The organism is Streptomyces sp. NPDC054765 (assembly GCF_053612065.1).
The window spans coordinates 42,298-54,482 of sequence record NZ_JBSHBP010000052.1 but is presented as its reverse complement, the minus strand read 5'-3'; the positions used below and the strand labels follow the sequence as shown (position 1 = coordinate 54,482).

Annotated in this window: 12 protein-coding genes and 1 pseudogene; 8 read left to right on the top strand and 5 right to left on the bottom strand. The window is 70.2% G+C overall.

Annotated features, from left to right (window positions below; genetic code table 11):
• Positions 1-56 precede the first annotated feature (56 nt).
• On the bottom strand, positions 57-641 hold the full coding sequence (locus ACWGJY_RS27695) for a PadR family transcriptional regulator (RefSeq protein WP_453263570.1): 585 nt from the start codon (positions 639-641) through the stop codon (positions 57-59).
• Between the two features lie 28 nt (positions 642-669).
• Entirely contained in the window at positions 670-2,685 is a 2,016-nt protein-coding gene (locus tag ACWGJY_RS27690) for an oxidoreductase (RefSeq protein WP_453263569.1), read from the bottom strand.
• A 363-nt stretch (positions 2,686-3,048) separates the two neighbouring features.
• Here ACWGJY_RS27690 and ACWGJY_RS27685 point away from each other — a divergent pair, with 363 nt between their 5' ends.
• Positions 3,049-3,918, top strand: coding sequence for a HalD/BesD family halogenase (locus ACWGJY_RS27685; protein ID WP_453263568.1), 870 nt, complete (start codon positions 3,049-3,051; stop codon positions 3,916-3,918).
• A gap of 171 nt (positions 3,919-4,089) precedes the next feature.
• Entirely contained in the window at positions 4,090-5,904 is a 1,815-nt protein-coding gene (locus ACWGJY_RS27680; RefSeq protein ID WP_453263567.1) for a choline/carnitine O-acyltransferase, read from the top strand.
• A gap of 126 nt (positions 5,905-6,030) precedes the next feature.
• On the opposite strand, the gene ACWGJY_RS27675 is transcribed toward ACWGJY_RS27680, so the two are convergent.
• The gene (locus ACWGJY_RS27675; RefSeq protein WP_453263566.1) at positions 6,031-6,900 is read right to left on the bottom strand and encodes an Fpg/Nei family DNA glycosylase; all 870 of its coding nucleotides are present in this window, start codon (positions 6,898-6,900) and stop codon (positions 6,031-6,033) included.
• A 200-nt stretch (positions 6,901-7,100) separates the two neighbouring features.
• On the bottom strand, positions 7,101-7,664 hold the full coding sequence (locus ACWGJY_RS27670; RefSeq protein WP_453263565.1) for a GNAT family N-acetyltransferase: 564 nt from the start codon (positions 7,662-7,664) through the stop codon (positions 7,101-7,103).
• 67 nt (positions 7,665-7,731) lie between these two features.
• On the opposite strand from ACWGJY_RS27670, the gene ACWGJY_RS27665 reads away from it, so the two are divergent.
• From ACWGJY_RS27665 to ACWGJY_RS27655, 3 genes are all read left to right on the top strand, one after another.
• Entirely contained in the window at positions 7,732-7,947 is a 216-nt protein-coding gene (locus tag ACWGJY_RS27665) for a hypothetical protein (RefSeq protein WP_453263564.1), read from the top strand.
• Between the two features lie 278 nt (positions 7,948-8,225).
• The gene (locus tag ACWGJY_RS27660; protein ID WP_453263563.1) at positions 8,226-8,885 is read left to right on the top strand and encodes a peptide deformylase; all 660 of its coding nucleotides are present in this window, start codon (positions 8,226-8,228) and stop codon (positions 8,883-8,885) included.
• 92 nt (positions 8,886-8,977) lie between these two features.
• Positions 8,978-9,415 (top strand): hypothetical protein, encoded by a 438-nt coding sequence (locus ACWGJY_RS27655; RefSeq protein ID WP_453263562.1) that lies wholly within the window; start codon positions 8,978-8,980, stop codon positions 9,413-9,415.
• A 53-nt stretch (positions 9,416-9,468) separates the two neighbouring features.
• Here ACWGJY_RS27655 and ACWGJY_RS27650 read toward each other — a convergent pair whose 3' ends face one another.
• Positions 9,469-9,840, bottom strand: a complete 372-nt coding sequence (locus tag ACWGJY_RS27650; protein WP_453263561.1) for a winged helix-turn-helix transcriptional regulator — start codon at positions 9,838-9,840, stop codon at positions 9,469-9,471.
• Positions 9,841-9,932: 92 nt separating this feature from the next.
• On the opposite strand from ACWGJY_RS27650, the gene ACWGJY_RS27645 reads away from it, so the two are divergent.
• From ACWGJY_RS27645 to ACWGJY_RS27635, 3 genes and pseudogenes are all read left to right on the top strand, one after another.
• Entirely contained in the window at positions 9,933-10,772 is an 840-nt protein-coding gene (locus tag ACWGJY_RS27645; RefSeq protein WP_453263560.1) for an SDR family oxidoreductase, read from the top strand.
• A gap of 459 nt (positions 10,773-11,231) precedes the next feature.
• A complete protein-coding gene (locus ACWGJY_RS27640; RefSeq protein ID WP_453263559.1) occupies positions 11,232-11,495 on the top strand; it encodes a DUF4158 domain-containing protein in 264 nt (87 codons plus the stop codon).
• 159 nt (positions 11,496-11,654) lie between these two features.
• Positions 11,655-12,109, top strand: a pseudogene (locus ACWGJY_RS27635) (Tn3 family transposase); the annotation flags it as partial.
• Between the last annotated feature and the right edge of the window lie 76 nt (positions 12,110-12,185).

The following is a 12,185-nucleotide window of genomic DNA, read 5'->3' as shown; positions in this document are numbered from 1 at the left end:
GGCAGGCCACGGGACTCACCACGGTGACGGCCGCCCCCTGCCGTGCCCGCGCGGGCTCACCCGCCCGAGCCGTCGTCCGCCGGTCCCTCCCGCCGGTCCTCCGAGCGGGCATCCAGCTCCGTCACCTCCGCCAACGCCTCCTCCAGCCACTGCACCCAGAACGTCTCCAGGCCGATCCCGGCACGCAGCACGAGCCGCCGCAGCCGGTCCTCCGGGTCCGCCGCGGCCCCGAAGTCGCGGCCCTCGATCTCCTGGTACTCCGCCAACTGCCGCCGGTGCAGCGTCAGATGCCGCCCCAGCTCCTCGTCGAGCCCGGTCCGTCCGACCACCGCCGAGGCCCGCAGCCGCAGCAGCAGTGCGTCCCGGATGGGCTTGGAGTCCTGCACGCCGGACGCCCAGCGGGTCAGCTCGGCCCGCCCCGCGGGCAGCACCTCGAACTCCTTCTTCTGCCCGCGGGACGGCTGGTCACTCGGCAGCGCCCGGATGAACCCGGCCTGTTCCAGCTTTCCCAGCTCGCGATAGATCTGCTGATGGGTGGCCGACCAGAAGTAGCCGATCGACCGGTCGAACCTGCGGGTCAGCGCCAGCCCCGACGACGGCTTCTCCAGCAGGGCGGTGAGGATGGCGTGCGGGAGTGACATGGGGGAATCCTAGGCAGGCGGTGGCAACTCACAGGGCCGCCGCCAGCTCCGTGCCCTGCTGGACGGCGCGCTTGGCGTCCAGTTCCGCGGCGACGTCCGCACCGCCGATGAGATGCACGGCGCGCCCCTCGGCCCGCAGCTCCTCGTACAGATCCCGGCGCGGCTCCTGCCCGGTGCACAGGACGACGGTGTCCACGGCCAGCGTGCCGGCCGCGCCGTCGACGGTGACATGCAGCCCCTCGTCGTCGATCCGCTCGTACGTCGCCCCGGCGATCATCGTCACGCCCCGGTGCCGCAGCTCCGCACGGTGGATCCAGCCGGTGGTCTTGCCGAGGCCGGCGCCGACCTTCGATGTCTTGCGCTGCAGCAGGTGCACCTGGCGCGCGGGCCGGGGACGCTCGGGCGCCCGCAGTCCGCCGCGCTCGCCGTACGCCGTGTCGACGCCCCAGGAGCGGAAGTAGGTCTCCGGGTCCTGGCTCGCCGCGTCGCCGGCATCGGTCAGGAACTCCGCGACATCGAAGCCGATGCCCCCCGCCCCGAGGATCGCCACCCGCTCGCCGACCGGCGCGCCGCCGCGCAGCACATCGAGATAGCTGACGACGCTCGGGTGGTCGATGCCCTCGATCTCCGGGGTGCGGGGGGTGACCCCGGTGGCGATCACGACCTCGTCGTACGCACCGAGGTCCCCGGCCGTCACAGGGGTGTTCAGCCGCACCTCGACGCCCTGCCGCGCCAGCTGCGTACGGAAGTAGCGGAGGGTCTCCTCGAACTCTTCCTTGCCCGGCACCCGCTTGGCGAGATTCAGCTGCCCGCCGATCTCGCCCGCGGCGTCGAACAGCGTGACCTGGTGGCCGCGCTCGGCGGCGGAGACGGCGCAGGCGAGCCCGGCGGGCCCGGCGCCGACCACCGCGAGCCGCTTGCGCCGCCGGGTGGGGGTCAGGACCAGCTCGGTCTCGTGGCACGCCCGCGGATTGACCAGACAGGAGGTGATCTTCCCGCTGAAGGTGTGGTCGAGGCAGGCCTGGTTGCAGCCGATGCAGGTGTTGATCTCCTCGGCCCGGCCGTCCGCCGCCTTGGCGACGAAGTCCGGGTCGGCGAGGAAGGGCCGGGCCAGCGACACCATGTCGGCGCGCCCGTCGGCGAGCAACTCCTCGGCCACCTCGGGGGTGTTGATGCGATTGCTGGTGACCAGGGGGATGGTGACCGAGCCCATCAGCCGCTTCGTCACCCAGGTGTAGGCGCCGCGCGGCACCGAGGTCACGATGGTGGGGATACGGGCCTCGTGCCACCCGATGCCGGTGTTGATGATCGTGGCGCCGGCCGCCTCGATCTCCTTGGCGAGCGTGACCACCTCCTCCAGGGTCGACCCGCCCGGCACGAGGTCCAGCATCGAGAGCCGGTAGATCAGGATGAAGTCCGTGCCGACGCGTTCCCGGGTACGGCGGACGATCTCCAGCGGGAAGCGCACCCGGTTCTCGTACGAACCGCCCCAGCGGTCGGTGCGCTGATTGGTCGCGCCGACGATGAACTCGTTGATCAGATAGCCCTCGGAGCCCATGATCTCGACACCGTCGTACCCGGCGGACTTGGCCAGCTCGGCCGCCCGCACATAGTCCTCGATGGTCTGCTCGACCTCGTCGTCGGTGAGCGCATGCGGCGCAAAGGGGCTGATGGGCGCCTGGATCGCGCTCGGGGCGACCAGGTCGGGGTGGTACGCGTACCGCCCGAAGTGCAGGATCTGCATCGCGATCCGGCCGCCCGCCGCGTGCACCGCGTCCGTCACGGTCCGGTGCTGCGCCGCCTCCTCCTCGGTGGTGAGCTTGGCGCCGCCGTCGTACGGCCGTCCCGCGTCGTTCGGCGCGATCCCGCCGGTCACCATCAGGCCGACGCCGCCCCGCGCGCGGTCGGCGTAGAAGGCGGCCATCCGCGCGAACCCGTTCTCGGCCTCCTCCAGGCCGATGTGCATCGACCCCATCAGCACCCGGTTGGGCAGGGTGGTGAACCCGAGGTCGAGCGGGCTCATCAGGTGCGGGTACTGACTCATGGGGCCTCCTGGCGCGCGGTGGTCGTGACAGCAGTTGTAGACCAGCCGCCGAGCCTTATGCAACAAGTTGCATAAAACGTGACGCAGGTGACGCCGGCGCGCCCCGGGCAGGCGCTCCCCGCACGCGCCCTCACTGCACGCATATGCCCGGTCGGCGCAGTGTGACGTATCACAGACAACGGGGCGGCCCTATGGGAACTTCAACTGTGCTGCTCCTCCGTGGAGTTGCCGATGAGCCGAGGGTGCGGGCCGGGCGGCCCGCGGACCGCGCGGGCCGCCCGGTGGGGGCGCCCGGGACGGCGCCGCGGGACGGCGGGCGGACATCCGGCTCGGGACGGTCTGCCCGTACGTGGAGAGGATCGAATGAGCACTTTGCAAGCCGGCACGCTCGACCAGGTGGTCGACACCGCCCGGTACCCCCTGTCGCAACTCGACAGTGCCGAGGGACAGGCCGTGATGTCCCGCGCCCGGCGCGAACTCTCGGCTCTCGGCTGCACCGTGCTGCCGGACTTCATCCGCCCGTCGCTCCGCGAGGTGCTGGAGCAGGAGTGCGCGGCCCTCGCCCCCCAGGCACACTTCGACGTCGAGACCGTCAACGTCTACAACATCGCGGTGGACCAGAAGCTGCCCGAGGAACACCCCGGCCGCCGGACCTTCCGGCGCGGCAACGCCTTCGTCGCACGCGACCGCGTCCCCGCGGACTCCCTCATCGGCCGGCTCTATTGCCACCCGGCGTTCCAGGACTTCCTCGCCCGCTGCTTCGGGCTGCCGCAGCTGCACGAGCTGGCGGACCCGCTCTCCGGGCTGGTCCTCAACGTCGTCGCGTCGGGCATGGAGCACCCCTGGCACTTCGACACCAACGAGTTCACCGTCAGCCTGCTCACCCGCCGGGCACAGGACGGCGGTGTCTTCGAGTACTGCCCGAACATCAGGTCCGCGCGGGACGAGCACTTCGACGACGTCCGCGACGTGCTGGACGGCCGGGGCGAGCGGCTGACCCGGCGCCTTCCCCTGCACCCGGGCGATCTGCAGCTGTTCAAGGGCCGCTACTCGCTGCACCGGGTGAGCCCGGTGGGCGGCGAGTTCGCGCGCCACTCCGCGATCTTCGCCTACAGCGAGCGCCCCGGCGTCATCGGGAGCGTGGCACGCACCCGGCAGCTCTTCGGCCGGGTGCTGCCCGAACATCTGGCGGCCGAGGGCCGGGCCGTCCGGGGCGACCGGCTGCTGGATTAGCGGCCTGCCAGGAGGCGCCCTCGCCGTGGACCGTCGCCGCTCCACGCTCCGGCTCCACGGAGCGGCGGGCACGGCAGGCGACGGCATGACCCCGAACGAGTGACACCACAGGTCCCCACGACCGGAATCGAGAGAGCAGAATTGAATACCCGTCAGGAAAGGGCAGCAGCCATGACCACCTTCGCCCACGAGGACAGCCTGCCGCGGGTGCCGCTGCCCACACTGGAGGCCAGCTGTGAGCGGTTCCTCGCCTGGTGCGCGCCGCTGCTGACCGCCGACGAGCTGGCGGCGACCGAGGCGGAGGCGGGCGCCTTCCTCCGGCCCGGCGGCCCCGGCCGGGCGCTGCACGCGGCGCTGGAGGAGTACGACGCCACCGAGGGCGTCCACAGCTGGCTCGACACCTTCTGGCCGTACCGCTACCTCGGCCGCCGGGACCGGATCGCGCTGAACGCCAACTTCTTCTTCCTCTTCCAGGACACCTCGCCGCAGCATCCGCCCTCGCAGGTGGAGCGGGCCGCCGGGCTCATCGCCGGCGCGGTCGACTACAAGCGGCAGCTCGACCGGGAACTCATTCCGCCGGTCGTGCAGCGTGGCGCGCCCCAGTCGATGATCCAGAACAAGTACCTGTTCTCCGCCACCCGGATCCCCGGTGCGGAACAGGACACCGTCCGCAGCCCCTACACCGACGCCTGGCCGGGCCCGTCCCGCGCACGGCACATCGTGGTGTTCTTCCGCGGCAGCATGTTCCGGATGGAGGTGCTCGGCGCGGACGGCGTCCCGCACGGCCTGGACGACCTCGAAGCGGGCCTGCGCGCCGTACAGAAGGCCGGCGCCGAACCGGCCCCCGCCGACACCTCGGTGGGCCATCTGACCACCATGGCCCGCGCGGAGTGGGCCGCCGCCCGGGAATCCCTGCTCGCCTGCCACCCCCGCAACGCGGACGCCCTGGACGACATCGAGACCGCCCTGTTCTGCGTCTGCCTGGAGGACTTCGCCCCCGTCGACACCCAGCAGGCCTGCGACCAGCTGCTGTACGGCGACCGGGGCAACCGCTGGTTCGACAAGGCCGTCTCCCTGATCGTCTTCGCGGACGGCCGGGCGGGCATCAACGTCGAACACTGCGAGCTGGACGGCACCACCATCCTCAGCTTCACCGACGCCCTGCTCAGCACCCCCGCCGACGAACACTCCCGCCGCTCCGGGGCCCGCTCCCAGGGACTGCCCGCCCTGGAGCCGGTCGTCTTCGTACTCGACGACGCCCTCCGGGACCGGGTGCGCTCCGCCGCCGAGGCGTTCACGGCGTACGGGCAGAGCACCGCGACCCGGACCGTCTCCTTCGACGACTTCGGCAGCACCACCGCCAAGGCACTGGGCTCCTCGCCGGACGCGTTCGTCCAGCTCGCCTACCAACTGGCCCACCAGCGCGCCAAGGGACACCTGGGCGCCACCTACGAGTCGATCGCCACCCGCCAGTGGCGGCGCGGCCGGACCGAGGCGATGCGCGTGGTCACCCCGGAGATCCAGGCGTTCGTCGCCGCGATGGAGGACCCGGCGGCCGACGCGGACACCCGCCGGGCCGCCTTCCGGGCCGCCGCCGAGAAGCATGTGGCCCGCGCGAAGGAGTGCCAGGCCGGCGACGCGCCCGAGCAGCACCTGTGGGAGCTGGAACTGATCCAGCGCCGCCGCGGAACGGAGCTGGGGGTGACCGAGCAGCCCGCCCTCTACCGGACGCCCGGCTGGCTGACCATGCGCGACGACTACCTGAGCACCAGCTCGGCCCCGTCCGCCAACATCCAGTACTTCGGCTTCGGCTCCACCAGCAGCCGCTGCATCGGCGTCGCCTACGTCCTGCTGCCCGACTGCTTCCACGTCTACCTGAGCACACCGAGGGCCGTGGCCGATCAGATGCACACCTTCGCCGACCGGCTCCGGCAGGCGGTGGCGGAACTACGGGAACTGCTGGCGCCGGGGGAGGGCGGGGCCTGACCGCTCGCGCCACCGGATGGCACCGGGCCGGCCGGGGACCTGGCCCCCGACCGGCCCGTCGCCGTCCGGCCTCCCCGGCTCCTCGCTCCCCCACTTACTCCAGCAATGACTTACTCCAGCAATGACTTACTTCAGCAATCGGGACATCCGCCGATCGGCGAGAATCCTGCCGCCGGTCTGGCAGGTGGGGCAGTACTGCAGCGACGCATCGCTGAAGGACACCTCGCGGATCGTGTCCCCGCACACCGGACAGGGCTCCCCCTTGCGCCCGTGCACCCGCAGCCCGGTCTTCTTCTCCGCCTTGAGGTTCCGCAGGTCGATCCCACGGGCCCGTTCGACCGCCTCACCCAGCGTCGTACCGATCGCCTCGTAGATCCGCGCCACCTCGCTCTCCGAGAGCCTGGCGGCCGGCTTGAACGGCGACATCCGCGCCGTATGCAGAATCTCGTCCGAGTAGGCGTTCCCGATCCCGGCCACCACGCTCTGATCCCGCAACACCCCCTTGATCTGCCGGCTCTCCCCCGCCAGCAGCCCGGCAAAGACCTCCCGCGTGAACCCCTCGGAAAGCGGGTCGGGCCCGAGCCGCGCAATCCCCGCCACCTCCCGCACCTCCCGCACGACATACACCGCAAGGCGCTTCTGGCTCCCCGCCTCGGTCACCTCGAACCCCGCCCCGTCCTCGGGCCCACCGAGCCGCACCCGGATCGCCAGCGGTCCCTTACCGGGCCGCGGCGGCACCGCCGACAGCTCCTCGCTCCACCGCACCCACCCCGCCCTGGCCAGGTGCATGACCAGATGCAGCCCCCCGACCCGGAAATCAAGAAACTTGCCGCGCCGGCCCACCCCCTCGAACATCCGCCCCTCCAGCGCGGTGAGCGGCGGCTCATAGGTCTTCAGCGCATGCACGGCAACCGGATACACCCGGGCGACGGAACGACCGGCCAGCCGCTCGGCCAGAAACCGCACCAGGGACTCGACCTCGGGCAATTCAGGCATACCGCCAGTGTGCCTCGGATCGGGGGATCGGAGCGCCGGGCGAGTGCTGCCCGCACCGGACCGCAGGCCCTCTGTCCAGCCCGACGGGTTCGACGTGGCCGGCAGTCAGGGGCGGGCCCCGGGTTCAACCTGGTACGACTCCTGCCGTCCACCTACCGGTTCCGGTGGGTGCGGATGCAGAACGGCCGTTCGCACCGTGGCTACTGCTGCCCCCACTGCTCCTCGGTGATCTCGTACCGCACGCCTCCATGCTCGGAGCCCTCGATCATCTTCATGCCGGAGGGAGTAGGGATGGTGTCCACGAGCGTCATTTCGAGCTTCTCCATGATGTTGCGCGAACTGTGGTTCACGGACATCGTCGCAGCCCAGACCATGCGCACACCGAGCTCCGTGAACGCCTTGCCCAGCAAGGCCCGCGAGCCCTCGGTGGCATAACCCTTGCCCCAAGCCGCCTGCCGCAGCCGGTAGCCGAGTTCGGCTTCGTCCAGCGGGCCCTCCGGCTCGGGACGCAGGTGGAACCAGCCGATGAACGCGCCGCCGTCCTTCTCGTGCGCGGCGAACAGTCCGAGGTCGCCGCCCCACTTCTCGTAGCCGGCGAGGATTCTCGGCAGGTAGCGCTCGCGGACGGCCTCAGGAGCGGTCGGATTGCCGCCGGTCAGGTAGCGCATCACTGCCGGGTCGCTGTCCAGCTCGATCAGCAGGTCCGCGTCATCGGCAGTGAAGCGGCGCAAGGCCAGGCGCTCGGTCTCCAGGTAGGTGTCCACGAGTCGATCGTGCCCGAAGCAAGTCGGGCAGCCCAACGGTTTTCCTCGGCAACTCGGAGGCGTTGCCATGACGTCGCAGGATATAGAGACGGGTGCGGCCTGGTGCCGGCCCGTTCCCCGTTGCCCCCGAAGGATCGGGCGCTTTCCTCCCCTGCCCCTCGCCTCCGCGGTGCCCGTCGTGCTGACCGCCGCCGAGCGGCACCGGCTGAAGAAGATGACTTACGGCCACAAGACCCCGCATCAGGCCCGGCAGCGGGCAACCATCGTGCTGTTGGCGGCCTGAGGGCGTCCCAACGCCCGAATAACCGTGCAGACGCGGCTGCACGTCGATACGGTGCGCACCTGGCGGGGCCCCTTCGCCGCTGGAGGCCTGCCTGCCCTGGCCGGACCGCAAGCGGTCCGGCCGGCCGGTCTCGTTCACCGCGCTGCAAGTTGCCGGGGTCAAGGCGCTGGCCTGTCAGTTACCCGCCGGGACCGGCGTGCCGCTGTCGCGCTGGTCGTGTCCGGAGCCGGCCCGGGAGGTGGTCGCCCAGTCCATAGCCGGGTCGATCTCCCATCACCGTGCGGCGCTGGCTCAAGCAGGACGCGTTCAAGCCCCGGCAGTACCAGTCAAATACGACCGTGGTGGTGCGCCGGCCCTACCTGGCCGCCTACGACGTCCATCGCGCCGGTGTCTTTGGCCGCTGCGAACCCAGAACGAGCATCAGGCCCTTTATGAACCTGGTCACCCAGGTCATGACCACCGGGCCCTATGCCAGTGCCGGACGTGTCTTCTGGATCGTCGACAACGGCTCCTCCCACCGAGGGAAGAAGGCCATAGATCGCCTGGCCAAGGCGTTTCCGAAAGCGGTCATGGTCCACACCCCCGTGCACGCCTCCTGGACGAACCAGGTCGAGCTCTTCTTCTCCATCGTCCAGCGCAAGGTCGTCTCGCCCGACGACTTCCCGGACCTCAGCGAGGGTGCGTCCGCCGTCGTCCTACTCAACCCGAGGATCACAGACCGCTCCGACGAGACGGACGAGCAGTTCGAGGGCTGCCTGAGCTTCTTCGACGTCCGCGGCCTCGTCCCGCGCCCCCTGAAGATCACTGTCGAGACCACAGCCCTGGCCGGCGAGACCGTGACCACGGTGTACGAACGCGGCCTCGCCCGTCTCGTCCACCACGAGATCGACCACCTCGATTGCGACGGTCGCCATTGCGACGGTCGCCACGGATGTTAGCCGGACGTTAGTCGGACGGCGATAGATCATCAGCGGCGGACGACAGTCTTGGTTCCGAACCCGAAACGCTACTTGGAGAGAACGGGAAGACCATGTCGCACACCACGCTCCGCCTCGCCCGCAAGGCCGCCGCCGCCATGGTGATCACTGTCGCCGGATTCGGGCTCACCGCCTGCCAGGTCGGAGGCACCGACGCCTCCACACAGGGCACCCAGTCCCCCTCCCACGGGGCCAAGACCGCCCGGAACTCTGCCGACGACGCGTCGAAGGGCGCGCCCGCGAAGTCCGGGACGAAGTGCACCGACCAGATCAACTACGCGGGCGATAGCCGGTCCAACGCCGAGATCAACACCATCGGCGCGAACACCGGGCACTGTCCGACGCCGGAGAAGACCGACAAGCCGAAGGGCACCCCCAAAAAGCCCGGAACCAGCTGCACCAACCAGATCAACTACGCCGGCGACACCCGGTCCAACGCCGAGATCAACACCATCGGCGAGAAGACCGGATATTGCCCGCCGGTCCAGTGAACCGGATGGCCCAGGGCACGCTGGATTCGCCTTCGAGACCGACCACTACCGCACTATCCCGGGCTGCGCGGCGGTAGCCGCTGTGTGATCCGGTTGAACAAGTCCGTCAGCGTCTCACCGATCTCCTGACCGAACTCGGTGAGTCCGTAAGTGACTTGGGGCGGCGTCGTCGGCTCGACCTCCCGCCGGACCAGGCCGTCCTTGACCAGCGCGCGCAGGGTCTGAGCGAGCATCTTCTCGCTGACGCCCTGGATGCTGTCGCGCAGCTCGTAGAACCGAAGGTCGTTGCTCCGCAACGAGATCAGCACCCAGATGCCCCACCTGCTGGTCACGTGGTCGACCATGTCCCGCGCGGGGCAGTCGGTGTGAAACACCTCATACCGAGGGCCCGCCTCGGCCTGCGTCAGCTGCGCACCTTCCTTCATGTCCGGAGCTTACCTCTGGGTATGTTCTTACGAAAAGTAAGCCCTGCTCCTAACGTCAACTGCCGTAGTGCACAACGGACTAGGAGCTGAACATGATCGTGGTGACCGGGGCTACCGGAAACGTGGGCCGGCCTTTGACGCGGGCCCTGACCGAGGCGGGCGAGCAGGTGACCGCGGTGTCGCGGCACGCGGCGGCGGTGCCGGACGGCGTCCGGCACGTGGCGGCCGACTTGGCCGAGCCGGCGGGCCTCACGCCCGCGCTGGACGGGGCGAAGGCGCTGTTCCTCCTGCTGTCCGGCGACCTGCACGCCCCCGGAGCCAGGCCGGCCGACATCATCGGCCTGGCCGAGGCCAGCGGGGTCCGCCGGATCGTCCTGCTGTCTTCGCAGGGCGTGGCGACCAGGCCGCTCGGCCCGTCGCGGATCGCGATGCGCGCGCTGGAGGACGCGTTGCGGGAGTCCGGCCTGGACTGGGCCGTCCTGCGGCCGGGCGGCTTCGCCTCCAACGCCTTGGCCTGGGCGGAGTCCGTCCGTACGCAAGGGACGGTCGCGGCACCCTTCGGCGACGTCGGGGTGCCGGTCGTCGACCCGGCGGACCTCGCCGAGGTCGCGGCGGCCTGCCTGCTGGACGACCGGCACACCGGCGGGGTGTACGAGCTGACCGGGCCAGAGGTGATCACGCCGCGTCAGCAGGCAGAGGCCATCGCCGCCGCGCTCGGCTCGCCGGTGCGGTTCCACGAACTCACCCGCGACGAGGCCAAGGCCGCGATGACCCAGTCCGTGCCGGCGGAACTCGCCGACGACACCCTGGACATCATCGCCGCCCCGAACCCGGCCGAACTGCGGATCAGCCCGGACGTGGAACGCGTCCTCGGCCGTGCCCCGCGCCCCTTCAACGACTGGGTCGCCCGCAACATCGCCGCTTTCCGCTGAGGCACAACTCAACTGAAGCGCCTGGGCAGCCTCGTGCGGCTGCGGCTGCGGCTGCGGCTGCGGCTGCGGTCGCACGAGGCGCCCACCTCTCTGGTGCCGTCGTCGGCGCGCGAGGTGCCGGGCCGCACAGGCCCTCAGGCCAGGCCCTGCAGAACAGATTGCCGCGGGGCCGGCCACACAGTGCCGCACACCGTCGACCGCACCGAGACCACGTCTGAAGCTCGCACGGCTGAGCCTGCCAACCACGGCTGCTGTCCGCCAAATACCCGAACACCCGCAGCCGATACCGGGAGGGTGAGTTCCCCGCCGCTGAGAAGGCGCACACGCACACGATCAAGCCGCCCGTCTGGCACCGTGAGCAGGATCTGAAACCGGCCGAGCAGTACGTGGGGCTTGAGGAACATCCATGTCAGATCGTGCGCTAAGCCCTCTCGCCGTTGATTGGCGCTTTGACCTGGGGTGATCGCCTGTCAGAGCCTTCGTAGGTCGCTGTTGTCGATCTTCGGAGAGTTGTTGTGGCGGTCGAGTTTCTTTCGGGTGAGCAGGCTGGGTACGGGGCGTTTGCCGGGGCACCGTCCCGTACGGAGTGGCAGGTACTTCTTCCTGGACGACGCGGACCGGGAAGCGGTGCAGGCCAAGCGGCGTGCTCACCATCGGCTCGGGTACGCGGTGCAGCTCACGAGCGTGCGCTTTTCGGGCCGGTTCATGGCGGACCCGCGGTAGGTGCCGGCGGAGGTGGCCGAGTATCTGGCCGAGCAGCTGGAGACCACAGATCCATCGTGCTTGAAGGAGTACGGCGAGCGGGACGGGACGGCCCGCTCCCATGCCGGGCAGATCCAGGAGGGCGGGGGCCGGCGGGACTTCGCTGAGGTCTCGACCGAGTATGGCCGACCTACCCCGCTGGGCGACGCAATCGCGCACTACGGGCGCATCGCCAAGACCCTGCACATCCTTCGCTTGGCGGACGAGCCGGCTTACCGACGGAAGATCAAGGTGCAGGCCAACCTTCAGGAGGGCCGCCACGCGCTCGCCCGGAAGATCTTCCACGGCCGGGCCGGGCAGCTCTACCAGCGCGCTACCAGGACGGCATGGAGGACCAGAGCGGTGCCCTCGGCCTCGTCCTCAACGCACTCGTGCTGTTCAACACCCGCTACATGGATGCCGCCATCACCCAGCTCCGGGCCGACGGCTTCGATGTCCGCGACGAGGACGTGGCCCGCCTCTCGCCGTTCGTCCGCCATCACATCAACATGCTCGGCTGGTACTCCTTCCAGCTTCCCGACCTGCCCAGCGGTTTGCGGCCGCTGCGCAACAAGGACGCCACCGACGAGGAATGACTCCCCACGGGTCGGCCTTGGCTCGCACGGCCGGACGGGAGAAGCGTCCGGCCGTGCGAGCCAGTGCGGTATCCCA

Bases quoted from the DNA above. Each gene is read 5' to 3' on its own strand.
- ACWGJY_RS27695 (WP_453263570.1), bottom strand. From the start codon at position 641: ATGTCACTCCCGCACGCCATCCTCACCGCCCTGCTGGAGAAGCCGTCG.
- ACWGJY_RS27690 (WP_453263569.1), bottom strand. From the start codon at position 2,685: ATGAGTCAGTACCCGCACCTGATGAGCCCGCTCGACCTCGGGTTCACC.
- ACWGJY_RS27685 (WP_453263568.1), top strand. From the start codon at position 3,049: ATGAGCACTTTGCAAGCCGGCACGCTCGACCAGGTGGTCGACACCGCC.
- ACWGJY_RS27680 (WP_453263567.1), top strand. From the start codon at position 4,090: ATGACCACCTTCGCCCACGAGGACAGCCTGCCGCGGGTGCCGCTGCCC.
- ACWGJY_RS27675 (WP_453263566.1), bottom strand. From the start codon at position 6,900: ATGCCTGAATTGCCCGAGGTCGAGTCCCTGGTGCGGTTTCTGGCCGAG.
- ACWGJY_RS27665 (WP_453263564.1), top strand. From the start codon at position 7,732: ATGACGTCGCAGGATATAGAGACGGGTGCGGCCTGGTGCCGGCCCGTT.
- ACWGJY_RS27655 (WP_453263562.1), top strand. From the start codon at position 8,978: ATGTCGCACACCACGCTCCGCCTCGCCCGCAAGGCCGCCGCCGCCATG.
- ACWGJY_RS27650 (WP_453263561.1), bottom strand. From the start codon at position 9,840: ATGAAGGAAGGTGCGCAGCTGACGCAGGCCGAGGCGGGCCCTCGGTAT.
- ACWGJY_RS27645 (WP_453263560.1), top strand. From the start codon at position 9,933: ATGATCGTGGTGACCGGGGCTACCGGAAACGTGGGCCGGCCTTTGACG.